Raw genomic sequence first — 21,567 nt, 5'->3', positions numbered from 1 at the left:
GGACGGACACGACCTCGGGAGCGGCGACGCCGTGGGCACCACGCTGTACCGCGGCGGCACCGTCTACTCCGACGCGGACGCGTTCGCGACGGCCGTCCTCGTCTCCGACGGCGTGATCGCGTGGCTGGGGGACGAGGCGGGCGCCGACGTGCAGTCGCGTCAGAGCGACGTGCGCCAGGTCGACCTCGGCGGGGCGTTCCTCGCGCCCGCGTTCGTCGATGCCGTGGGGGGTTCGGGCGCGGGACCCGACGCGCTGGCCCGGCTCGGCGTCGTGGAGTCGTGGGACGAGGGCGGCCGCCAGCCCTACGCCCGCGTGGTCCGCACGGACGCCGAGCTCCGTGCGCTCGACCCCGGCACGCTGGCCTGCCTGGACCCGACCGAGCTGGTCGACGTCGACCTCGCCGCTCTCGCCGCGACCGGGCTTCCCCTGGCGCTCGGCTTCGCCACGACGGCGGACGGCGGTCCGTGGCGCCGCGTGCAGCACGCGCTCGCGGGCGGGCTGTCGGCCCGCGCCGGCTTCGTCGCCCACACGCGCGGGGCGTGGCGGGCCAGCGCGCGGCCCGACGGGCACGCGCTCGGCAGGCTGCACATCGGCGCCCCCGCGACGTTCGCCGTGTGGGACGCCGAGGAGCTCGTGACGCAGGCCGCCGACGCGCGCCGCTCCTCGTGGTCGCTGGACTCCCGCGCCGGCGTGCCGCCGCTGCCGCGGCTGGCGCCCGTGGACGACGCGGGGTGGGAGCCGCCGAGCTGCCTCCTCGCGGTGCGCGACGGCGTCGTGATGCACCGCGCCTGACGCTCGCACCCGGGTGCGCGCGGCGAACTCCCGACGAACGACGCGCGTCCACCCGTCGGACACCCATCGACGGGTAGGGACGACCGATGTCGACACGCCGTCCGACACGCCGCGCTTCCCCCAGACTTCGTCCAGAAATCTCTGTGCGCTGACCTGCACGGACAGCCGTCACCAGCGGCAACGTCTCCTTGACACAGGACCCGGGGCAGAGTTGTCTGCACGAGCACCTTGCGGACGGGATGCCCGTCGCAACCGCAGTGGGGCGGGTCCGTGGCCCGGTCCGCGCCGGCACTAGACAACGTCACTCCGGTGACGGCCCGAAGCCCGCGCGGACCCGGCCCGGAGCCGCTCTGCGGGCCTCGGCCCGACGGCGGCCCGCGGGCTCCGACGGGCGTCGCGCACCGGCCCGACGTCGAGTCGGGGACCGGACCGACGTCCAGATCCGCCACGTATCCTGGCGGGGTGCCGCGCCCCGCTGACGTCCGCCCTCCCTCGCGCGCGACGACCCTCCTGCTCGCCGTCCTCGGCGGTCTCGTCACCGACGCCGCGTTCCCGCAGCGCGGCTGGTGGCCGGCGGCGATGGTCGGCATGGCGCTCCTCGCCCTGGCGCTGCGCCGCGACAGCGCGCGCTGGTCGTTCGTGGTGGGGCTGACGTGGGGACTGTCGTTCTTCCTCGTCCACATCTGGTGGGCGAACGAGGCCGTGGGCGTCGTCCCGTGGCTGGCGCTCTCGACCGCGCAGGCGATCGCCGTCGGACTGTTCGCGGTGACCTGGGCGTGGATCCGTCGGATCCCCGCGGTGGAGCGGTGGCCGTGGCTCGCGGCGCTGACGTTCGGCCTGGCGTGGACCACGTGGGAGATCCTGCGCTCGGCGGGGCCCTTCGGCGGCTTCCCGTGGGGGAAGCTCGCGTTCAGCCAGACCGAGGCGCCGCTGCTGCGCCTCGCGGCGGTCGGCGGCACCACGCTCGTCTCCACCCTCGTGGCCGTGCTCGGGCTCGTCCTGGCGACCGCGTGGTGGAGCCTGCGACGCCGTCACTCCGGACGGGCCGTCGGCGCCGTGCTGGTCCTCGTGGCCATCCCGGTCGCCTCGCTCGCCGTGCCGCTCGACGTGCGCGCCGAGGACGGGACCGTCTCCGTCGGCATCGTGCAGGGCAACGTCTCCGAACCCGGGCTCGGGGCCTTCAACAACGCCCGCGAGGTCATCGGCAACCACGCGGACGGCACCGTCGCGCTGGCGCAGGACCACGCGGGGGACCTCGACGTCGTCCTGTGGCCCGAGAACGCGGCCGACTACGACCCGCGGACGGACGACGAGGCCCGTGCCTCCGTCGAGGCCGCGGCCGAGGCGATCGGCGCGCCGATCATGCTCGGCACCCAGAGCTACACCTACGGCGAGGACGGCAGGGCCGACGCGCGCTACAACGACGTCATCCTGTGGCAGCCGGGCGTCGGGTCGACCGAGGTCTACGCCAAGCAGCACCCCGCCCCGTTCGCCGAGTACATCCCGCTGCGCGACATCGCGCGCCGGTTCTCCGCCGCCGTCGACCTCGTCTCCGTGGACATGAGGCCGGGCACCGAGGTCGGGATCGTGCCCGTCCCGGTCGACGGCCGGGAGGTGCCGTTCGGCGTCGCGATCTGCTTCGAGGTCGCCTACGACGCGATCGTGCGGGACTCGGTCGCCGAGGGCGCCGAGGTGATCGTGGTGCCCACCAACAACGCCTCGTTCGGGGAGACGGCCGAGTCCGAGCAGCAGCTCGCGATGACCGTCTTCCGCGCCGTCGAGCACGGCCGTGCCGCGGTGCAGGTCTCCACGGTGGGCGTGTCCGGCGTCGTGACGCCGAACGGGGTGGTCACGCAGCGCACCGAGCTGTTCACCGCCGACGCGCTGACGGCCGATCTCGGTCTGCGCACGTCGCTCACGCTCGCGACGCGGCTGGGGACGACGCCCGACGTCGTCGTCGGGGCCGTGACGGGGCTGCTGGCCCTGGTGGGGATCGTGCTCCGGCCCGGGCGCCGCCGTCGCGGCGCGGGGGCCTGACGAGCTCGGCGCACCGGATCCGGGGAGCACGAAGGCCCGGCGTCGATCTCGACGCCGGGCCTCCGGGTGGTTCTCGTGCGTCGGCGAGGGGCTCCCTCACCGCCGCGCATCACGCGCTCTTGCGCAGCGCTCCCGACCGGAGCAGGTCGAGGCGCTCGTTGAGCAGGTCCTCGAGCTCGGCGATGGTGCGACGCTCCAGCAGCATGTCCCAGTGGGTGCGCTGGTGCTTGACGGGACCCGGCTCCGGGCGCTCGGCGTCGCGCAGCAGCGCCTCGCCGCCGTTCGGGGCCTCCCAGACGGGCGGGATGTCGGCCTCGGCCGAGAACGGGATGACGAGCACGGTGCCGTCGGGGCAGTCGTAGACGGCCTCGACGCGCGGCGCGAACTCGACGCCGACCTCGGACTCCATGCTGTTGGCGCCGATCTTCATTCCCCGCAGGGTGCGCTCTGCCATGGTGTTCTCCTCACTTCGGGCGTGGACGGCCCGGACCGTGAGACCAAGGTCCGGGGCGGTCGCTCCACGCGGGCTTCCACGGTTGTCAACGCGCGCGCGTGCCTTCCTGTTCCCGTCGGGACGAACCGGCACGTGAAGGTCGGGTGAAGAACGGGTCGCCCCCGTGATGGGATAGGGCCGTGACCCTGTTCGAGACCCGCTCCGGCGCACCCGCCGTCGTCGTCCCGCTGACCGGTCGCGACGACGAGGACATCCTCGCGCACGCGCGGGCCGTCGCGCGATCCGGCGCCGACGTCGCCGAGTGGCGGCTGGACGCCTGGGGTGCTCACGACGGCGACGGCGCCGTGGCGATGCTGCCTCGCCTGCGTGAGGCGCTCGGCGACCTGCCCGTGCTCGCGACCTATCGCTCCACCGCCGAGGGCGGCCCCGGGACGCTCGACGACGACGCCTACGTCGCGCTGCTCGTCGCGCTCCTGGGGGGCGAGCGGCCGGTCGAGGGGGTCGACGTCGAGCTGAGCCGGCCGACGGCGGTCTCCGCGGCCGTCGCGACCGCGGCCCGCGAGGCGGGCGCCGTCGTCGTCGGCTCGAGCCACGACTTCACCGGCACGCCGGACGCCGAGGTGCTGGCCGCGACGTTCGACGCGCTCGCGGCACGGGACGCCGACGTCCTCAAGGTGGCGGTCACCGCGGCCGACGACGGCGACGTCCTGCGCCTGCTGACCGCGGCCCGTGCGGCCCGTCGGCACGGTCGGTCGGTGCTGCCGATCGCGATGGGCGCGGCGGGCCTGCTGACGCGCGTGGCGGGGGAGTGCTGGGGATCGCCCGCGACGTTCGGAGCGGTCGGCACGGGTTCCGCGCCGGGTCAGGTCGCGGTGCCGGAGCTGCGCGCCGTCGTCGATGCACTGCACGCGACGCTCGTCGCGTCGCGCGGGTCCGCCGGGGCCGGAGCGGGGGAGCGCGCGTGAGCCCGCGTCCCGTGGTGGTGCTGTGCGGCCCGATGGGGTCGGGCAAGAGCGCGGTCGGGCGCCGGATCGCGAACCGCTTCGCGCTCTCCTTCCGGGACTCCGACGCCGACGTGGAGGCCGAGGCCGGCGCCACGATCGCCGCGCTGTTCGCCGAGCACGGCGAGCCCCACTTCCGGGAGCTCGAGCACGTCGCCGTCGCGCGGGCACTGGCGGAGCACGACGGCGTGCTCTCCCTCGGGGGCGGGGCCGTGATGGATCCCCGGACGCAGAGCGTGCTGGCCGAGTACCGGGCCGCGGGCGGGCTCGTGGTGTTCCTGGACGTCAAGGTGCGCGACGCGATGCTCCGGATCGGTTCGCCCGGTTCGCGCCCGCTGCTCGAGGAGAACCCGCGCGAGCGCTGGACCCGGCTGTCCTCGCAACGCCGACCCACCTACCTGCGGGTCAGCAACCTGGTCGTGGCGACCGACCACCGCTCACCGAACGCGGTGGTGCGGGAGATCGCCGCTCACCTCGGGCTCACCGAGCCGGCCGGCGCCGACGACACGGAGTCGTCGGGAGCCTGACGCCGCGTCGGGAGACCGGCGTCACGAGCTCGACGCGCCGCCGTCGGCCGAGGCCTCCTCGCGCTGCAGCCGACGACGCCGTCGCGTCTCGACGAGGTACCCGATCGGCCCGACGATCGGGAACGCGAGCATGACGAAGAACCACACGAGCGAGACGATCGACCGATCGGTGGAGCGCCCCCACGCCACCACGGCCGCAGCGAGCAGCGCGACGCCGGCGACCACCACGACCGTCCAGACGAGGTCGTAGGTCGCAGGGGTGAACCCGCCGACGGCGGCAGCGGCGCTGGCGGGACTCATCTCGCCACCCTACGAGAAGGTGCGACGGCCCGACCGGTGAGTTCCGCCGTCGGGAGCCGTCATACTTCTGCAGCCGCACGTTCCCCAGGCAGGAGACCGCTCCATGACGTCCACTCCCACGACAGCAGCCGAGACCTCGCGGGTCGCCGACACGCACGACCTGATCAGGGTGGTGGGAGCCCGCGAGAACAACCTGACCGGCGTGAGCGTGGACATCCCCAAGCGACGCCTCACGGTGTTCACGGGGGTGTCGGGGTCGGGCAAGAGCTCGCTCGTGTTCGGCACGATCGCGGCCGAGTCGCAGCGCATGATCAACGAGACCTACAGCGCGTTCCTGCAGGGGTTCATGCCGAGCCTGGCGCGGCCCGACGTCGACCGGCTCGAGGGTCTGACGACCGCGATCATCGTGGACCAGGAGCGCATGGGCGCCAACCCGCGCTCGACGGTGGGGACCGCGACCGACGTCAACGCGATGCTGCGCATCCTGTTCAGCCGGCTCGGTCAGCCGCACATCGGCTCGACGAACGCGTTCTCGTTCAACGTGCCGTCCATCAGCGGCGCGGGCGCGACGACGGTGGAGCGCGGCGGCCGGACGATCAAGAAGCGCGAGTCGTTCTCGATCACGGGTGGCATGTGCCCGCGGTGCGAGGGGCGCGGCTCGGTCTCGGACATCGACCTCACCGAGGTCTACGACGAGACGCTGTCCCTGAACGAGGGCGCCATCAAGATCCCCGGCTACACCGCCGACGGCTGGATGGTGAAGATCATCGGCGCCTCGGGCTTCGTCGACCCGACCAAGCCGATCCGCGACTACACGCGGCGCGAGCTCGACGACTTCCTCTACCACGAGGTCACCAAGGTCAAGATCGACTCGAGCAACATGACCTACGAGGGTCTGATCCCGAAGATCCAGAAGTCCTTCCTCGCGAAGGATCGCGACGCGATGCAGCCCCACGTCCGAGCGTTCGTCGACCGCATCGCCACCTTCGCGACGTGTCCGGACTGCGACGGCACGCGCCTGAACGCGGGCGCACGATCGTCGAAGATCGACGGGAGGAGCATCGCCGACGTCTGCCAGCTGCAGATCAGCGACCTGGCGGCGTGGGTGCGCACGATCGACGACCCCTCGATGGCTCCGCTCCTGCAGGGGCTGCAACACACGCTCGACTCCTTCGTCGAGATCGGTCTGGGCTACCTCTCGCTCGACCGCCCGGCGAGCACGCTCTCGGGTGGTGAGGCCCAGCGGACCAAGATGATCCGGCACCTCGGGTCCTCGCTCACCGACGTCACCTACGTCTTCGACGAGCCCACCATCGGGCTGCACCCGCACGACATCGAGCGGATGAACGAGCTGCTGCTGCAGCTGCGGGACAAGGGCAACACGGTGCTGGTCGTCGAGCACAAGCCGGAGGCCATCGCGATCGCCGACCACGTCGTCGACCTCGGGCCTGGTGCGGGCACGCGCGGCGGGCAGATCTGCTTCGAGGGCACGGTCGAGGGGCTGCGCGCCAGCGACACCGTCACCGGTCGTCACCTCGACGACCGGTCCCGGCTGAAGCCGTCCGTGCGCACGCCGAGCGGGGCCCTGGCGATCCGGGGCGCCTCGACGCACAATTTGCGCGACGTCGACGTCGACGTGCCGCTCGGCGTCCTCGTGGTCGTGACCGGGGTGGCGGGCTCGGGCAAGAGCTCGCTGATCCACGCCTCGGTGCCGGGCCGGGCCGGCGTCGTGTCGATCGACCAGGGGTCGATCAAGGGGTCGCGCCGCAGCAACCCCGCCACCTACACCGGGCTGCTCGAACCGATCCGCAAGGCGTTCGCCAAGGCCAACGGGGTCAAGCCGGCCCTGTTCAGCTCGAACTCCGAGGGTGCGTGCCCCACGTGCAACGGCAACGGCCTCATCTTCACCGACCTGGGGATGATGGCGACCGTCTCGACGGTGTGCGAGGAGTGCGAGGGCAAGCGGTTCCAGGCGGAGGTGCTGGAGTACACGCTCGGCGGGCTCTCGATCGCCGACGTGCTCGCGCTGCCCGTGGACGAGGCCGTGACGTTCTTCGCGAGCGGGGAGGGGAAGATCCCCGCGGCGCACACCATCGTGGCGCGGCTGCGGGACGTCGGGCTCGGCTACCTCAAGCTCGGCCAGCCGCTGAACACGCTGTCCGGGGGCGAGCGCCAGCGCCTCAAGCTCGCGCTGCACATGGGCGACAGGGGCGGCGTCTACGTGCTCGACGAGCCGACGACCGGGCTGCACCTGGCCGACGTCGAGCAGCTGCTCGGGCTGCTGGACGCCCTGGTCGACTCCGGCAAGTCGGTCATCGTGATCGAGCACCACCAGGCCGTCATGGCGCACGCCGACTGGATCATCGACCTCGGTCCCGGCGCGGGGCACGACGGCGGCCGCGTGGTCTTCGAGGGCACGCCGGCCGACCTCGTGGCGGCGCGCTCGACCCTGACGGGCAAGCACCTGGCGGCGTACGTCGGGGCGTGAGTCGCGGGGCGCGCGCTCGCGCTTGCCGAGCGCCGAGCACGGGGCTTCCGGGCCGAGTTCGGGGGCGCCACCCACGAGTGCGGGGTTGGCGCTCGAGTTCGGGGCTCCTGGCCCCGACCTCGGCGCGAAAGCCCGAACTCGGTGGCGAGGGCTCCCGGTCGGCGCCCCGGAGGGCCGGGGCTCAGGGCTTGCGGAGGTCCACGTCGTCGAGGAGCCGGTCGTCAGGGCGCAGCGCCGGGCTCTGCGTCCCGGTCCGGTCGCGCATCCCGGCGACGACGTCGAGCAGCGCCTCCTGCGCGCTCCACCTCGGCACCCATCCCAGGGCGCGGATCCGGGTCGTGTCCATGATCGGCGCGGCCATCGCCATGTCGAGCCATCCGGGGTCGGACGCCACGAGCCGGCTCCGCCAGCCGAGGGCGACGGCGGCGCGCACGAGCGGGGGCCGCAGCTCTGCCAGGCGTCCGGATCCGAGCAGGTCGGCCAGGTCCCGAGCCGTCAGCACCGGTGCGGCTGCGACGTTGAAGGCGCCCGAGGCGCCGGCGCGGACCACGGCCGCATAGGCGGCACCGATGTCGTCGGCGTGCGTCAGCTGGATCCGGAGCCCGCGGGGGAGCGGCAGCAGGGGGAGGGGGCGCGCGAGGAGCGCCCGCAGCGGCGCGAACGGTCCGACGAACAGTCGCGACACCTCCGCGCCGGCGTCGCGCTGGACGACGATCGAGGTTCGCATGCGGGCGACGGCGGTGCCCGGGTGGTCGGCCTCGAACTCGGCCAGGAGCCGGTTCTGCGCGGTCTTGTCGACGGCGTAGTGCGACGTCCGGACGCCGACCGCGCCCCAGGTCTCGTCGCGCGGCGCCGGGCCGGGGGAGGGGGAGTAGGTGGCGATCGAGCTGGCGACGACGACCTGCGCCACGCCTGCCGCGGCCGCGGCCTCGAGCACGCGGCGGGTCCCCTCGACGTTGGTGCGTCGGACGACGTCGCGGCGCGTGTTCGGCTGGATCGCCCACACGAGGTGGACGACGGCGTCGTACCCCGCGAACGCGCGCGTCAGGTCCGCCACGACCGGTCCGCCGTCGGGAACGGCGACGTCGACCGTGTGCCAGGCGACGCCGTCGTACGGCTCGCCGCGCGGGGCGCGCCGGGACAGGCCCAGGACGTGGTCGACCGCGGGGTCGGCCCGCAGGGCGCGAAGGATACCGGTGCCGACGTTCCCGCTCGCCCCGACGACGGCGACGCGCAGACCGGAACGTCCCGCCGTCGCATCGTCGTGCTGCGGCCCGGTGTGCTGTGCCATGTGGTCTCCTCGCCCGACGCCGACGACCCCGTCGTCCGACGGTTCGGCCGTTCCCCCGGCTCGTTCCACGCTACGGGCGTCGCGCGGGAGAGTCGATGATGGCGGTCACCGTACGGACGGCTACGTCGCCGACCGCGTCGGCGTGCCACTCCCGGCGAGCCGCGCACGCCTCGTGCGTCAGCCGACGGGGTTCCGTTCGCCGTCGCCGCCAGGGAGGCGGTCGTAGGTGAGCACGACGACGCCGAGGTCGTAGGCCCGATGGTCGACGAGCTGCCAGCGCGACAGGTCGACCGGGTGGTCGGTGCCGTCGAACAGCGCCGTCCCGGCGCCCGCGACGACCGGGTTGACCTTGAGCACGAGCCGGTCGATCTGTGGTGCGAGCGCAGCGGCGAGTCGCCCACCGCCGCACAGCCAGACGTCGCCGCCGGGTCGGCGGAGCAGCTCGGACACGAATGCTGCCGGATCCGCGTCGACGATCGTGACGTCGGGGAACTCCGACGGTGAGAGCGTCGTGGAGACGACGTAGGTGTCGAGGTGCGCGTACGGGTCGGCGAGCCCGGCATCGATCGCGGGCTGGAACGTGCGCCGACCCATGATGACGGTGTCCCAGCGGGTGCCACTCGGCTCGACGCCGTAGCCGTGGAGGACCACGGTGGGCAGGGCGTCGCTCCAGTCGGCGGCGAGCTCGCGGCCGTAGTCGTCGTCGAACGGAAAGATCGTGACGTCGTCGTCGGGGCCGGCGATGCGGCCGTCGAGCGAGGTCGCGACGTAGTAGACGAGTCGTCGCACGGGAGCTCCGTTCATGGTCGGCGGGTGCTGACACGGACCCTAGGACCAGCGCGCCGGCGACGCGAGACGTTTCTGTGCTCGGCGGTCCGTCTCGACGGCACGACCAAGGCCGTGGTTGTGTGGTTGCGCGTGAGAACGGCACCCTGTCCCTACCGCCGATAATGGACATTATGTCAATACACGGCGGCGCCAGCCCGATCGAGGAGTCAGCACCATGCCCGACCCGTCCCCCGACTGGTCGTTCACGTTCACCGACCACCCCGACGGTACGTCGACCTCGTCGGCGAGGCCGCCCCGGGAGCTGGACGCGACCGACCACGCGCTCGTTCGTCAGCTGCGCGCCGAGGCCGAGCTGCTGGAGACGCTGCACGACTGCACTGCTGACCACGGTGGTTCGACCGCGGCACCCGACGGCTCGGCCCTCGTGGCGCACGTCGACCGCATCGTCGAGCTCACTCGACTGCTGCAGCGGAAGGGCCTGACGGTCGACGAGGTCGCATCGCACGCCGACCTCAGCCTCATCGCGCTCGGACGATGGCTCGACGCGCGTCCGTGAGCTCACCCGTCTCGCTCGGTCCGTAGTCGGCGAACACCCGCCGCGATCCGCCGTCGAGGGTCATCTCGCCGCCGTACGGCACGATCCACTGTGGCCGCGTGTGTCCGAACGGCACGCCCACGCACACGACGGCGTCGGGGTTATAGGACCCCACCACGTCGATGACCGCGTCGCGCTGGGCATCGCGCCGTCGACCGCGCTCGACGGCGTCGGGTCGGTCCGCGTGGTCGCTCACCGGAGGACGCGCCGCCAGCACGCCGGCGACCCGCCCGAGCAGGCCTCGCTCCCCCAGGTTGCGCAGGATGCGGCCGACCCGTAGGGCTTCGGGCATCTCCTCGGAGGTCTCCACCAGCAGGACGGCGCCGTCGAGCCGATCCTCGTGCTGCAGCCGACCGGCCACCAGGATCCATTCGAGCACCTCGAGGCAGCCGCCCCACGTCGGCCCGGTGACGGCGTGCGCCGGCCCCGCCCACTGCCAGGGGCGCGTCGGCTCGCGCTCACCGGTCTCGGTCAGCGCCCGTGGGTCGAGCCAGTCGTGGCCGACGTCCTCCGACTCCCCCGGGTCGGTGATCTCGAGTCGGCCGCCGGTCAGGAGCGCGGCCCGGAGCGAGGCCAGGTGGACCTCGTCGATCGCCGGGCCGGGTCCGAGATGGACCTGCGTGGAGCCGCCGTAGAACCCCGCCACCCCCTGACCCCACAGCCACACCAGAAGGTTGGTGTTGTCGCTGTAGCCGAGGAACGGCTTCGGATCGGCACGGACGAGCGCCTGATCGAGGTGCGGGATGACGGTGATCTGGTCATCACCGCCGATCGTCGCCAGCACGGCGCGGATGCTCGGGTCGGCGAAGGCGGCGTTGAGGTCCGCGGCACGCGCCGTCGCGCTCGCGCCCAGCTGCCGCGTGGTCGGGTACTCGACGGGAACGAGCCCCGTCGCCGCCTCGAGGCGACGCATCGCCTGCTCGTGCACCGCGGGGGCGAAGCCCGGGGCGGCGAACGACGGCGACAGCACCGCCACGCGGTCCCCCGCGCGGGCCTTCGGCGGCTGATGGACGATCGGGTCCGACGGCATGGCCGACACCCTGCCACTCCCGGAGGTGTCGCGCACGGGCCCGGCGTGGGCGGATCAGTGGCGAGCCCTAGACTGTGTACGTGCGTACGCAACACTCCGGCTCCCCCGCCGCCGTCGACCACTCCCGTGACCTGCGCTGGCGCAGCTCGCTGTTTGCCTGCTTCGTCGTCTTCGGGCTCTCGTTGGCCACCTGGGTCACGCGCACCCCGGCGATCCGCGACTCGGTCGAGGCGTCCACCGCCCAGATGGGCCTCCTGCTGCTCGGCCTCTCGATCGGGTCGATGGTCGGCGTGCTGAGCTCCGGCCCGATCGTCGCGCGGGTCGGCTGCCGCCCGGTCGCCGTCGCCGGGTGCGCCAGCATCACGCTGGGCATGGCCGTCCTGACGGTCGGATCCGGTCTCGGCGCCTCCGTCGGCATCTTCCTCGGCCTCATGCTGTTCGGCCTCGGTATGGGACTGACCGAGATCGCGCTCAACATCGAGGGCGCCGCCGTCGAGAAGGCGCTCGGACGCTCGGTGCTCCCGGCGATGCACGGCTGCTTCAGCCTCGGCACCGTGATCGGCGCCGTCGGCGGCATCCTCGCGACGTCGCAGGACGTCCCGCCGCAGTGGCACCTCCTGACCGTCACGGTGATCGGCGTCGTGCTCTTCGTGTGGGCGCTGCCGGGGCTCCCGGCCCGGACGGGCCTGCGCGCCGCCGTGGCCGCGCAGGCGATCGACGGCAGCGCGACCCCGGCGACGGCGCGTCCTCCGGCGGGCATGCTGCAGGTGCTGCGCCGCCCGACCGTGATCACGCTCGCCGTGCTGCTGCTCGGCATGGCCCTGGCCGAGGGCGCCGCCAACGACTGGCTGCCGCTGATCATGGTCGACGGGCACGGCCTCGACGCCACCGTCGGATCGCTCGTGTTCACGGGCTTCGCCGTCGCCATGACCGTGGGGCGCTTCACCGGCTCGTGGTTCATCGACCGCTACGGCCGCGGCCCGGTCCTGCAGGTCGGTGTCATCACCGCCGGCGTCGGGATCGCCCTGGTCGTGTTCTCCCCCTCCCCCGTGCTCGCCGGTGTCGCCGTGCTGCTGTGGGGCCTCGGCGCGTCGCTCGGCTTCCCCGTGGTCGTCTCGGCCGCGGGTGACCACCCCACCGACTCGGCCGCCCAGGTCAGCGCCGTCGCGACGGCGGGCTACATCGCCTTCCTGGTCGGACCGCCCCTGCTCGGCCTGCTCGGCGAGCACTACGGCCTGCGCAACGCGATGCTCGCCGTGCTGGCGCTCGTGGTGGCGGCAGCCGTCGTGACGCCCCGCGCCATGCGCACGCCCGTCCACGACGACGGCGACGCACCCACCGCTTACCCGGCCACCACCCCGAACCCCACCCAGGAGGTCTCGTGACCACCCCCGAGTCCATGCACCGCACCCTCAACGACGGCGAGCTCTACGTCGACTACGGCCCCGGGCTGGAGTGGCTCGAGGAGGAGCGCCTGGCGGGCAAGGAGCGCATCCACGACTACAACGCGACCCGACCGCGCGAGACCGCCGAGCGCACCCGGATGCTCGGCGAGATCCTCGGGACCGTCGGCGAGGGCGCGTGGATCGAACCGCCGCTGCACGCCTCCTACGGCAGCCACGTGCACATCGGCGCCGACTTCTTCGGCAACTTCAACCTCACGCTGGTCGACGACGCCGAGATCGTCATCGGCGACCGCGTCATGATCGCCCCGAACGTCACGATCACGACGGCGGGCCACCCGATCCACCCGGAGCTGCGCGTGGGCGGGGGCCAGTTCTCGCTGCCGGTCCGCATCGAGGACGACGTCTGGATCGGCGCGAACGTGACGATCCTGCCCGGCATCACCATCGGGGCGGGCTCGATCGTCGGTGCGGGCAGCGTGGTGACGCGCGACGTTCCGCCGATGGTCGTGGCCGTCGGCACGCCCTGCCGCGTGGTGCGCGCCATCACCGACGCCGACCGGACCTACGTCCCGCCGGCGCCGCGCGAGGATGGTGCACCGCGCCCCTGACGGATGTCGGCGGTGGGTCCTAGCCTGGGCCCATGGAGATCATCCTCGTCCCCGGATTCTGGTTGGACGCGTCCTCGTGGGACGCCGTCACTCCCCCGCTCGTGGCCGCCGGCCACCGCGTGGTTCCCGTCACCCCGGCCGGTGCGGAGACGGACCACCCCCGCCGCGCCGACGTGACGCTCCGCGACCAGGTCGACGCCGTCGTCGCCCTGATCGACGACACCGACGATCGCGTGGTCCTCGTGGGTCACTCCGGCGGTGCCGCGGTCATCCACGCCGCCGTGGACGCCCGACCGGACCGGGTCGCGCGGGCGATCTACGTCGACGCCGCCCCCCTCGGCGCCGGCGGCGTCATCAACGACGAGCTTCCCGCGGTGGACGGCCTCGTCGCGCTGCCGGACTGGGACGTGTTCGACGACGCCGACCTCGTCGGCCTGACGCCCGAGCTGCGCGACCACTTCCGGTCGATCGCGGTCCCCGTGCCCGCAGCCGTCGCGTCCGGCGTCCAGGAGCTGTCCGACGAGCGCCGCTACGACGTTCCGGCGACGGTCATCGCGTGCGAGTTCAGCGCCCGGGCGCTGTCGGAGATGTTCGTGGCGGAGCACCCGTGGCACTCCTACGTGCACGAGCTGTCATTGCTGACGGATCTGCGCTGGATCGACCTTCCCACCGGGCACTGGCCCCAGCTCACGCGTCCCGCGGACCTCGGGGCCGCGATCCTCGAGGCGGTCGGCGGCGGAGGCGTGCGCGATCCCGAGGACGTGGCAGGGGTGGACGAGTCGGCGGGTGTCGGGTCGGCAGGGTTCGAGTCAGGATCGGAGAAGGACGGGTGAGCTCGCGCTGGGCGGTGCTGCTGCGAGGCGTGAACGTCGGTGGGGTCACCGTGCGATCCGCCGATCTGCGCTCAGCGCTGGCGGAGGCCGGATTCATCGACGTCCGCACGGTGCTCGCGAGTGGGAACGCGCTCGTCACGGTGGGTGGCGACGGCGACGGGACCGGTGCTGACGCCCCGCCGGCCGACGAGCTCGATGGTGCCGATGTTCGAGCCCGCGTCGAGGCGGCGCTGCTGGTGCGGTTCGGTCGTGAGGTGCGCGTCGTCGTGCTGTCGCAGGTGGCGCTGACGGCCGTCGTCGACGCGTGCCCCTACGCGGCCGACTCGGAGACGCACCACGCCTACGTCGTGCTGCTGGGCGACCCGGACGCGGCGGGCACCGCGTTCGAGACGGTCGCCGCGGTGGTGCCGACGCCGGGAGCGTCGGCGGCCGGGGAGGTCGACGAGGCCGTGGCCGCGGGTGTCGGCGTCCTGTACTGGTGGTGCCCCCGCGGTTCGAGCCTCAGCACGCCGGTGTCGAAGGCCGTCGAGAGGCTCTCCCGCACGTCGCTGACCACGACGCGGAACCTGCGCACCCTCGCGCGCCTCACCCACGGCTGACGCCACGGACCTTCTCCCCCGCGGTCCCTGCCTCGTCGGCTACCCGAAACACCGACCACCCAGAACACCGACCACCCGGAACGCCGACCACCCGGAACGCCGAACGGCCCGCCACCTCCGAGGTGACGGGCCGTTCGTGGATCTCGTGGGCGCTGCGGTCAGACCGCTTCGGCCTTGGCCGCGCGACGCCGGGCCAGCTCGTCGCTGGGGTGCGGGGCGGCGGGGGCGGCCTCCTCGGTCGACTCGACCGGGAACGTCGCGATGGTGGCCTCGACCTCGCGCCAGACACGGCCGACCGCGATCCCGAAGACGCCCTGGCCGCCCTGAACGAGGTCGAAGACCTCGTCGGCGGAGGTGCACTCGTAGACGGACGCGCCGTCGCTCATCAGCGTGATGCGGGCCAGGTCCTCGACACCGCGCTCGCGCAGGTGCTCCACGGCCTGGCGGATCTGCTGCAGCGAGACACCCGTGTCGAGCAGACGCTTGACGACCTTGAGGACGAGGACGTCACGGAAGGAGTAGAGGCGCTGGGTGCCGGACCCCGTCGCGGGGCGGACGCTGGGCTCCACGAGCCCGGTCCGCGCCCAGTAGTCCAGCTGGCGGTAGGTGATGCCGGCCGCACGGCACGCGGTGAGACCGCGGTAGCCGGTGTTCTGGTCGAGATCGGGGAGCTCCTCACCGAAGAGGAGACCCTGACTGATCTGGTGGGTGGCCGGGGCCGCACCTGCCTCGCTGCTGGACACCCGCATCTCCTCCCGGCCACAGGACCGTGACAACTTCCTCATCGTAGCGCTCCCCGCGCCTGGCGGACGAGCTTCCACGTGTCAACCTAGGCAGCGACCGGGGGTGCGTCAACGCACCTCGCCGCGACACGCCGAGTCGGATCTCGACGGCGAGTCTCGACCTCGACTTGAAGGTCAAGGAACGGCGTTCCAGGGTCAAGCGAGGGTCAGGACTCGGTGTCCTCGAAGTCCTCCGGCTCGACGCTCTCGAGGAACGCGCGGAACTGGGCGAGCTCGCTCTCGCGCGCCGCGCGCGGGGCCGGACCCGACCCCTCCCCCGGCGTGCCGGACGCGCCCGTGCCGCCGAGGCCGCCCACGGTGGCGCCCGAGCCGGCGTCGTCCTCGTCGGGCTCACCCGTGTCGAGCTCGCCGGCGCTCTCGAGCACGTCGGGGTCGCACAGCACGGGGACGCCGGCCCGCAGTGCGACGGCCACGGCATCGGAGGTGCGGGCGTCGACGCGGGCGCCGTCGTCGAGCACGATCTCCGCGTAGAAGACCCCGGCCCGCAGCGCGACGATCTCCACGCGGACGACCTCGGCGCCCGCGGCCCGCAGGAGGTCGAGGAGCAGGTCGTGCGTGAGGGGCCGCGGAGGCACGATGCCCGCGAGGACCGACGCGATCGCCGCGCCCTCGCGCGGTCCGATCGTCACCGGGAGGACCATGTCGAGACCGTCGGCCTCGAGCATCAGGACGACCTCGCCGAGCGGGACGTGGACCCGAACGCTGCGGACGGTCATCCGGTGCATCAGAAGAGCCGTTCGACCCCGGACGTCACCAGCGCGCCGTGCAGCCGCGAGAGCAGGGTGGACAGCTCGTTCCCGGCCTGGACGGCACGCTCGCGCGACCGCACGTCCTGCGGGGTGTTGGGGCGGCCCCGCAGCGGTGAGGTGAGCTGCGCGACGACGTCGACCTGGCGGTCCGCGGCGCTGCGCATGAGGCGCAGGTGCCGCGTGTCGAGGCCGTGCACGGCGAGCTCGCCGGCCAGCTGGACCACCGTCAGGCTCGAGGCCGGGTAGCGACCACCGCCGTCGGTCGAGATCAGCCCGGCCTTGTCGAGCTCGAGCACCTGCTCCGGCGTCGTGCCGGCGAGGGTCGCGAGCTCGGCGGCGAGCATCCTGCCGCCACCGGCGGCGGCCGGCTGGGTGGGCAGGGGCGTGTCGTCGTCGAGCCCGGCGTCCAGGGCGGCGAGCCGCTCGCGGATGACCCGGAGCGGGAGGAAGGAGTCGCGCTGGGCGGCGAGCGCGTAGCGCAGACGCTCGAGGTCGGCCTCGCAGAAGACGCGGTAGCCGGCCGGCGTGCGCTGCGGCGTCACGAGCCCCTGCTCCTCGAGGAAGCGGATCTTGGAGTGGCTGACAGCCGGGAACTCGCGCTTGAGAACGGCGAGCACTGCGCCGATGTTCATCGTCGCCTTGCGCGACGCACCGCGCGGCCACGGGTCGTGCGCGAGCGAGGTCAGGGTGGGAGCGGGCTCCTGCTCCGGCGTGGCACCGCTCCGCCCGCGCGGATCGAGCCCGCGCGGAGCGGGGCTCACGAGGCCTCCGCTGCCCGGTGGGGGCTCGGGTGGAACGTCAGGCGGAACTTGCCTATCTGGACCTCGTCGCCGCTGCGGAGCGCACCGCCCTCGATGCGCTCGCGGTTGACGTAGGTGCCGTTGAGCGATCCGACGTCACGCACCTCGAACCCGTCGGCGACGCGACGGAACTCCGCGTGCTTGCGGGAGACGGTGACGTCGTCGAGGAAGATCTCGGACCGGGTGTCGCGGCCGACGGACGTGACGTCGGCGTCGAGCAGGAACCTGGCGCCCGTGTTCGGGCCGTGCTGCACGACGAGCAGCGCGCTGTCCGGCGGGAGGGCGTCGATCGCGGCCGCGGCCTGGACCGGGGCACCCGAGCCTCCGCCGGCCTGCGGCAGGGCGTCGCCGTCGCGGATCGCCTCGAGGTGCGCGGTGGTGGGACCGTCCGGGGCCAGGGTGTGCTCCACGGGAGTCTCGTCGTTCTCAGTCATGCGGTGACCCCTTCGGCGTTCCTGACAGTCCGTCGACCCGCTGGCGGGCTGGCCTCAAGCCTATCGCGAACTACCCCGAGCTCGCGGCGTCCTCGGGGGCGGGCGAGGCCTCCCTGGGGGGCGTCAGGTCGCGCACGGCGAGGATCTCGACCCGCTCGCGGCTGTCGAGCGTGGTCAGCGCGTCGTTGGTGCGCAGCGTGGCGAGCGCACCACCCGGGATCTGGAGGGCGACGTCGATCGTCTGGGGGTCGCCGATCGCCAGCACGGTGACGGGGCTGGTCAGGGCGACGCCGTCGACCACGACACCGCCGTCGACGTCGGAGAACCACGTCGAGGCGCCCACGCGCACGCCGTCGATCTCGATCGCCTCGGCACCGGCGTTGCGCAGCTCCTCGACGAGGTTGACCCACGCCGAGGCAGGCACGACGCGGCCCTGCTCGCGCACGAGCAGGTCGACGCCCGGCCCCTCGACCGGGACGGTGCCGGCCAGGATCCCCTGGACCTCGGCGTTGCGCTCCGCGACCGCCTGGGCGTCGGCGCCGGAGCGCAGGTCGTTGCGGTCGAGCGTGAGCTGGGCCTGCTCGGACTCGAGCTGGTCGTTGCGGATCGTGATCTCGTCGAGCAGCCGGACCAGGTCGTCCTGGCGCAGGAGCGCGAACTCGTCGCTGCGGGTCTGCCGGACCTGGACCACGATGGCGAACCCGAGCAGGGCGCACAGCAGCGCGACGAGCAGGTGCGAGCGGGTGCCCCAGCCCTTGTTGCGCGCGCCGCTGCCCGCTCCCGATCGCGGCGTGGATGGTGCACCGGAGGCGTGGCGGTGGTGGTGGTGCTTCTCGCCCTCGCGTCCAGCGGCGGCGTCGTCGTCGCCCGCCGGGCCCGTCTTCTCGTCCACGGTCACGCCTTGAAGATCGCGCGTCGGATCGAGGCGGCGTTGGAGAAGATGCGGATGCCGAGCACGACCACGACGGCGGTGCTCAGCTGCGAACCGACGCCCAGCTGGTCGCCGAGGAACACGAGCAGCGCCGCGACCACGACGTTCGAGAGGAACGAGGTGATGAACACCCGGTCGTTGAAGACGCCCTCGAGCTGTGCGCGGACGCCGCCGAACAGGGCGTCGAGCGCCGCCACGACGGCGATGGGCAGGTAGGGCTGGAACGCCGGCGGCACGTCGGGTGAGAACACCAGACCCACGAGGATCCCCAGCACGAGACCGATGACCGCGATCACTGCAGCTCACCTCCCGCCCCGCCCGGGGCATCGACGTCGGACGGGCCGTCCTGGCCGTCAGTCTCCCCCGAACCGACGGGGACGGCGAACCGCGGCGTCGTCGTGCGCGCGCCGGGCATCACGGTGTCCTCGCGCGTCCCGCTCGTCACGCCGATGCGGTAGCGGTCGCGGAGCAGCGACAGGTGGGAGGCCGCCGTCGAGGAGGTGACCGAGCGTCGGATCGCGTCGACGTCGCCGATCGCCGCGATCTCGTAGGGCGAGGTCACGGGCACGAGGTCGACGAGGATCGCCGAACCGGCGCCGCGGATGGCGCCGGAGCCGCTGACGCGCGTGCCGTTGACGCTGATGGCCTCCGCTCCCCCGGCCCACAGCGCGTTCACGACGATCTGGAGGTCGATCGCCTGGACCCGCTCCTCGGGGTAGGCGCCCGGGTCCTCGGTCGCCTGCTGGGAGTCGGTCAGCGTGAGGGCGAACGCGTCCCCCTCGACGGGCGTCACGCCCGAGACGATGCCGAGCACCTCGAGCTGCGCGACCAGGGCGGGATCGCTCGTGCTCAGCGCCGACGCCGACAGCGTGGTGATCTCCCCGGCGAGCGCGGCGTTGTCCTCGGTCAGCGTGTTCTGCAGCGTGGTGCGCTCCGTGACCTGGCTGACGAGCAGCTCACGGGCGCGGTCGCGCACGTCGGTCGGCTCGCGCAGCGTCGTGATCGCGGTCGTGAGGCCGACGCCGAGAAGCAGCGCCACGACCGCGGTACCCACGCGTTCCGCGCGGCGGGCACGGCCGCGGACGTGTCCCTGACGACGGCGTCGCGCGGCATCGGCGTACGCCGGGTCGAGCGGGGTCTCGGTCACCTCGCGCAGGAGGGTCATGGAGGCGTCCGGTCGGCGGACGACGGCGACGTCGCTCCCTGCCCGGTCTGCACCCACCCGTGCAGGCTAGCCCAGCGCTCACTAGGCTCGAACGCATGACGATGAAGACAGGCATGTTCATCCCGCAGGGCTGGCGCTTCGACCTCGTGGGGATCGATCCAGCGGACCAGTGGGAGGCGATGGCCGGTCTGGTGCGTCACGCCGACAGCGGATCCTGGGACAGCGTCTGGGTCTACGACCACTTCCACACCACCCCCGTGCCGAGCGAGGAGGCCACGCACGAGGCGTGGACCCTGATGTCGGCGTTCGCCGCGATCACCGAGCGCGTCCGTCTCGGTCAGATGTGCACGTGCATGGCGTACCGCAACCCGGCCTACCTGGCGAAGGTCGCCGCCACGATCGACGTCATCAGCGGCGGGCGCGTCGAGATGGGGATCGGCGCCGGCTGGTACGAGCACGAGTGGCGCGCCTACGGCTACGGCTTCCCCCGGGCCGGCGAGCGGCTGGCCATGCTGCGCGAGGGTGTGCAGATCATGAAGCAGGCGTGGGAGACCGGCAGCGCGACGCTGGACGGCGAGCACTACCAGGTCGACGGCGCCCTCTGCTGGCCGCGGCCGCTGCAGGACGACGGCATCCCGCTGTGGATCGCGGGCGGCGGCGAGAAGGTGACGCTGAAGATCGCGGCTCAGTACGCCACGCACACGAACTTCGACGGCAGCCCCGAGGGCTTCGCGCACAAGTCGCGGCTGCTCGAGCAGCACTGCGCCGACGTCGGCACCGACTTCGGCGCCATCACCCGCAGCTCCAACTACAACGTGGCGATCGGGGCCGACGAGGCCGAGGTCGCCGGACGGCTGCGCGTGCTGGAGGAGCGGCTCCTGCCGCACCTGGGCGCGGAGCGCACGCGGGACGCGGTCGAGGGCTACCGGTCCTCGCTGACGACGGGAACGCCCGAGCAGATCGTCGAACGCCTGACCGCCATGAACGAGGCCGGGATGACGTACGGGATCTTCTACTTCCCGGAGGCCGCCTACGACATCTCGGGCATCGAGCTGTTCGAGCGCGAGGTCCTTCCCCACCTGACCTGAGACCACGCCTGCCCCGAGGCAGCGCACCCTCCACCCAGCAGCGCCAGCAACCGACGAGAGGCAACGAGCATGAGCGAGAACGTGACCGACAGCGATCCGACCGGCAACGCTCTGACGGCCGACGACGCACCCGTCGAGGAGCACCCCGAGCTGGAGCTCCGGGTCCTCGAGGACGACGAGACCGTGCCGCCGCGCCCCGAGGAGGAGGTGGCCGACGTCGCGCGCGCCGAGCCCGACCCGCACGAGGTCCGCCCGCACGACTGACCCTTACGGCGGATCAGGGCTCCGACGGGCCCGGGGTCGGCAGGCCTGCCCACGCCAGCGCGGTGCGGGCCAGCTCCACGAGCGGGAGCGAGCCCAGCCGTGCGAGCGGGATCCACGCGGCCTCGTCCGTGGAGCCGTCGGGCTCCGGGCGGAGCTCGCCGCCGACGACATCGCCGCGGTACACCACGCGCAGCGCGTGCGACGGGCCGTGCGAGGAGTCGTGCACGAGCGAGTCGATCCCGAGCTGCTCCCCGACGACGACGACCAGGCCCGTCTCCTCGGCCACCTCCCGCACCGCGGCCTCGCGCGGGTGCTCGCCGTGCTCGAGGCCGCCGCCGGGCAGCGTCCAGGCGTCGGGGAGGTCGCGGTCGGGGGCCTGCGACAGGTGGGCGAGCAGGACCTCGGTGCCCCCGGCGACGTCGTCGCGAGGTTCACCGCCGTTCTCCTCGCCGCCCCCGCTCGTGCCACCGCCGCGCTGCCGCGTCACGACGACGTAGCCCGAGACCCGGGGGCGGTCCCCCGGGTGGGCGGTGTCCGCCGTCGTGCTCACGACGTCCAGCTCACGACGTCCAGCTCACGACG

At 73.1% G+C, this 21,567-nt stretch carries 25 protein-coding genes; 12 read left to right on the top strand and 13 right to left on the bottom strand.

From position 1 onward, the window contains the following. The first annotated feature begins 31 nt into the window (after positions 1-31). A complete protein-coding gene (locus SERN_RS11445) occupies positions 32-793 on the top strand; it encodes a serine/threonine-protein kinase (RefSeq protein ID WP_135850238.1) in 762 nt (253 codons plus the stop codon). A gap of 462 nt (positions 794-1,255) precedes the next feature. Next, entirely contained in the window at positions 1,256-2,830 is a 1,575-nt protein-coding gene (gene lnt / locus SERN_RS11440; protein WP_135850237.1) for an apolipoprotein N-acyltransferase, read from the top strand. 109 nt (positions 2,831-2,939) lie between these two features. On the opposite strand, the gene SERN_RS11435 is transcribed toward lnt, so the two are convergent. Continuing rightward, positions 2,940-3,284, bottom strand: coding sequence for an RNA polymerase-binding protein RbpA (locus SERN_RS11435; protein ID WP_135850236.1), 345 nt, complete (start codon positions 3,282-3,284; stop codon positions 2,940-2,942). Positions 3,285-3,463: 179 nt separating this feature from the next. Here SERN_RS11435 and aroD point away from each other — a divergent pair, with 179 nt between their 5' ends. Together aroD and SERN_RS11425 are read left to right on the top strand one after the other, a co-directional pair. Then, complete coding sequence (gene aroD, locus SERN_RS11430) at positions 3,464-4,249, top strand: type I 3-dehydroquinate dehydratase (protein WP_135850235.1); 786 nt, start codon at positions 3,464-3,466, stop codon at positions 4,247-4,249. Then, entirely contained in the window at positions 4,246-4,812 is a 567-nt protein-coding gene (locus tag SERN_RS11425) for a shikimate kinase (protein ID WP_233251636.1), read from the top strand. Before aroD ends, SERN_RS11425 begins: the two co-directional genes overlap by 4 nt. A 21-nt stretch (positions 4,813-4,833) precedes the next feature. On the opposite strand, the gene SERN_RS11420 is transcribed toward SERN_RS11425, so the two are convergent. Beyond that, positions 4,834-5,112 carry a PLDc N-terminal domain-containing protein gene (locus tag SERN_RS11420; RefSeq protein WP_135850234.1) on the bottom strand — a complete coding sequence of 93 codons (279 nt, stop codon included), beginning with the start codon at positions 5,110-5,112 and terminating at the stop codon, positions 4,834-4,836. Between the two features lie 103 nt (positions 5,113-5,215). Between SERN_RS11420 and SERN_RS11415 the strand changes: the two genes are divergently transcribed. Further along, positions 5,216-7,600 (top strand): ATP-binding cassette domain-containing protein, encoded by a 2,385-nt coding sequence (locus SERN_RS11415; protein WP_135850233.1) that lies wholly within the window; start codon positions 5,216-5,218, stop codon positions 7,598-7,600. Positions 7,601-7,781: 181 nt separating this feature from the next. Here the strand turns inward: SERN_RS11415 and SERN_RS11410 are convergent, their stop codons facing one another. Next, a complete protein-coding gene (locus tag SERN_RS11410) occupies positions 7,782-8,891 on the bottom strand; it encodes an NAD-dependent epimerase/dehydratase family protein (protein WP_233251635.1) in 1,110 nt (369 codons plus the stop codon). A 177-nt stretch (positions 8,892-9,068) separates the two neighbouring features. Then, positions 9,069-9,680, bottom strand: coding sequence for a dihydrofolate reductase family protein (locus SERN_RS11405; RefSeq protein ID WP_158292643.1), 612 nt, complete (start codon positions 9,678-9,680; stop codon positions 9,069-9,071). Positions 9,681-9,894: 214 nt separating this feature from the next. Between SERN_RS11405 and SERN_RS11400 the strand changes: the two genes are divergently transcribed. Next, complete coding sequence (locus tag SERN_RS11400) at positions 9,895-10,236, top strand: hypothetical protein (protein WP_135850231.1); 342 nt, start codon at positions 9,895-9,897, stop codon at positions 10,234-10,236. On the opposite strand, the gene SERN_RS11395 is transcribed toward SERN_RS11400, so the two are convergent. Beyond that, complete coding sequence (locus SERN_RS11395) at positions 10,199-11,305, bottom strand: S66 family peptidase (RefSeq protein ID WP_135850230.1); 1,107 nt, start codon at positions 11,303-11,305, stop codon at positions 10,199-10,201. The genes SERN_RS11400 and SERN_RS11395 overlap by 38 nt on opposite strands. Positions 11,306-11,385: 80 nt before the next feature. On the opposite strand from SERN_RS11395, the gene SERN_RS11390 reads away from it, so the two are divergent. The 4 genes from SERN_RS11390 to SERN_RS11375 are packed head-to-tail and all read left to right on the top strand — an operon-like array spanning position 11,386 to position 14,751. Then, complete coding sequence (locus tag SERN_RS11390; protein WP_233251634.1) at positions 11,386-12,690, top strand: MFS transporter; 1,305 nt, start codon at positions 11,386-11,388, stop codon at positions 12,688-12,690. Next, the gene (locus SERN_RS15995; protein WP_269846141.1) at positions 12,687-13,319 is read left to right on the top strand and encodes a sugar O-acetyltransferase; all 633 of its coding nucleotides are present in this window, start codon (positions 12,687-12,689) and stop codon (positions 13,317-13,319) included. Before SERN_RS11390 ends, SERN_RS15995 begins: the two co-directional genes overlap by 4 nt. A 32-nt stretch (positions 13,320-13,351) precedes the next feature. After that, the gene (locus tag SERN_RS11380; RefSeq protein WP_135850229.1) at positions 13,352-14,152 is read left to right on the top strand and encodes an alpha/beta fold hydrolase; all 801 of its coding nucleotides are present in this window, start codon (positions 13,352-13,354) and stop codon (positions 14,150-14,152) included. Beyond that, the gene (locus SERN_RS11375) at positions 14,149-14,751 is read left to right on the top strand and encodes a DUF1697 domain-containing protein (protein ID WP_158292642.1); all 603 of its coding nucleotides are present in this window, start codon (positions 14,149-14,151) and stop codon (positions 14,749-14,751) included. The genes SERN_RS11380 and SERN_RS11375 overlap by 4 nt, the downstream gene beginning before the upstream one ends. A 158-nt stretch (positions 14,752-14,909) precedes the next feature. On the opposite strand, the gene SERN_RS11370 is transcribed toward SERN_RS11375, so the two are convergent. The 7 genes from SERN_RS11370 to SERN_RS11340 all read right to left on the bottom strand — a co-directional run bounded on the left by SERN_RS11370 (position 14,910) and on the right by SERN_RS11340 (position 19,690). Then, positions 14,910-15,500, bottom strand: coding sequence for a MerR family transcriptional regulator (locus SERN_RS11370; protein ID WP_135850534.1), 591 nt, complete (start codon positions 15,498-15,500; stop codon positions 14,910-14,912). 200 nt (positions 15,501-15,700) lie between these two features. After that, positions 15,701-16,270 carry a bifunctional nuclease family protein gene (locus SERN_RS11365; RefSeq protein WP_199241598.1) on the bottom strand — a complete coding sequence of 190 codons (570 nt, stop codon included), beginning with the start codon at positions 16,268-16,270 and terminating at the stop codon, positions 15,701-15,703. A gap of 8 nt (positions 16,271-16,278) precedes the next feature. Next, entirely contained in the window at positions 16,279-17,064 is a 786-nt protein-coding gene (gene ftsR, locus SERN_RS11360) for a transcriptional regulator FtsR (protein WP_233251633.1), read from the bottom strand. After that, the gene (locus SERN_RS11355) at positions 17,061-17,537 is read right to left on the bottom strand and encodes an FHA domain-containing protein (protein ID WP_135850226.1); all 477 of its coding nucleotides are present in this window, start codon (positions 17,535-17,537) and stop codon (positions 17,061-17,063) included. Before SERN_RS11355 ends, ftsR begins: the two co-directional genes overlap by 4 nt. Before the next feature lie 70 nt (positions 17,538-17,607). After that, on the bottom strand, positions 17,608-18,429 hold the full coding sequence (locus SERN_RS11350) for a DUF881 domain-containing protein (protein ID WP_158292641.1): 822 nt from the start codon (positions 18,427-18,429) through the stop codon (positions 17,608-17,610). Between the two features lie 2 nt (positions 18,430-18,431). Further along, positions 18,432-18,764 carry a small basic family protein gene (locus SERN_RS11345; protein WP_135850224.1) on the bottom strand — a complete coding sequence of 111 codons (333 nt, stop codon included), beginning with the start codon at positions 18,762-18,764 and terminating at the stop codon, positions 18,432-18,434. Then, positions 18,761-19,690 carry a DUF881 domain-containing protein gene (locus SERN_RS11340; RefSeq protein ID WP_135850223.1) on the bottom strand — a complete coding sequence of 310 codons (930 nt, stop codon included), beginning with the start codon at positions 19,688-19,690 and terminating at the stop codon, positions 18,761-18,763. The genes SERN_RS11345 and SERN_RS11340 overlap by 4 nt, the downstream gene beginning before the upstream one ends. A gap of 44 nt (positions 19,691-19,734) precedes the next feature. Between SERN_RS11340 and SERN_RS11335 the strand changes: the two genes are divergently transcribed. Next, positions 19,735-20,721 carry an LLM class F420-dependent oxidoreductase gene (locus SERN_RS11335; RefSeq protein WP_135850532.1) on the top strand — a complete coding sequence of 329 codons (987 nt, stop codon included), beginning with the start codon at positions 19,735-19,737 and terminating at the stop codon, positions 20,719-20,721. Positions 20,722-20,790: 69 nt separating this feature from the next. Continuing rightward, positions 20,791-20,985, top strand: coding sequence for a hypothetical protein (locus tag SERN_RS11330; protein WP_135850222.1), 195 nt, complete (start codon positions 20,791-20,793; stop codon positions 20,983-20,985). A 13-nt stretch (positions 20,986-20,998) separates the two neighbouring features. On the opposite strand, the gene SERN_RS11325 is transcribed toward SERN_RS11330, so the two are convergent. Next, positions 20,999-21,535, bottom strand: a complete 537-nt coding sequence (locus SERN_RS11325; RefSeq protein WP_233251632.1) for an NUDIX hydrolase — start codon at positions 21,533-21,535, stop codon at positions 20,999-21,001. Positions 21,536-21,567: the final 32 nt, after the last annotated feature.

Source organism: Serinibacter arcticus, from assembly GCF_004786095.1.
Lineage (GTDB): Bacteria > Actinomycetota > Actinomycetes > Actinomycetales > Beutenbergiaceae > Litorihabitans > Litorihabitans arcticus.
The sequence above is the reverse complement of the archived record's forward strand: the minus strand, read 5'-3'. Positions and strand labels throughout refer to the sequence as shown.

Coding starts and splice junctions, on each gene's coding strand:
- SERN_RS11435 (WP_135850236.1), bottom strand. CDS start 3,284: ATGGCAGAGCGCACCCTGCGGGGAATGAAGATCGGCGCCAACAGCATG.
- SERN_RS11365 (WP_199241598.1), bottom strand. CDS start 16,270: ATGACCGTCCGCAGCGTTCGGGTCCACGTCCCGCTCGGCGAGGTCGTC.
- SERN_RS11330 (WP_135850222.1), top strand. CDS start 20,791: ATGAGCGAGAACGTGACCGACAGCGATCCGACCGGCAACGCTCTGACG.
- SERN_RS11335 (WP_135850532.1), top strand. CDS start 19,735: ATGAAGACAGGCATGTTCATCCCGCAGGGCTGGCGCTTCGACCTCGTG.
- SERN_RS11370 (WP_135850534.1), bottom strand. CDS start 15,500: ATGCGGGTGTCCAGCAGCGAGGCAGGTGCGGCCCCGGCCACCCACCAG.
- SERN_RS11380 (WP_135850229.1), top strand. CDS start 13,352: ATGGAGATCATCCTCGTCCCCGGATTCTGGTTGGACGCGTCCTCGTGG.
- SERN_RS11415 (WP_135850233.1), top strand. CDS start 5,216: ATGACGTCCACTCCCACGACAGCAGCCGAGACCTCGCGGGTCGCCGAC.
- SERN_RS11355 (WP_135850226.1), bottom strand. CDS start 17,537: ATGACTGAGAACGACGAGACTCCCGTGGAGCACACCCTGGCCCCGGAC.
- SERN_RS11420 (WP_135850234.1), bottom strand. CDS start 5,112: ATGAGTCCCGCCAGCGCCGCTGCCGCCGTCGGCGGGTTCACCCCTGCG.
- SERN_RS11410 (WP_233251635.1), bottom strand. CDS start 8,891: ATGGCACAGCACACCGGGCCGCAGCACGACGATGCGACGGCGGGACGT.
- SERN_RS11395 (WP_135850230.1), bottom strand. CDS start 11,305: ATGCCGTCGGACCCGATCGTCCATCAGCCGCCGAAGGCCCGCGCGGGG.
- SERN_RS11400 (WP_135850231.1), top strand. CDS start 9,895: ATGCCCGACCCGTCCCCCGACTGGTCGTTCACGTTCACCGACCACCCC.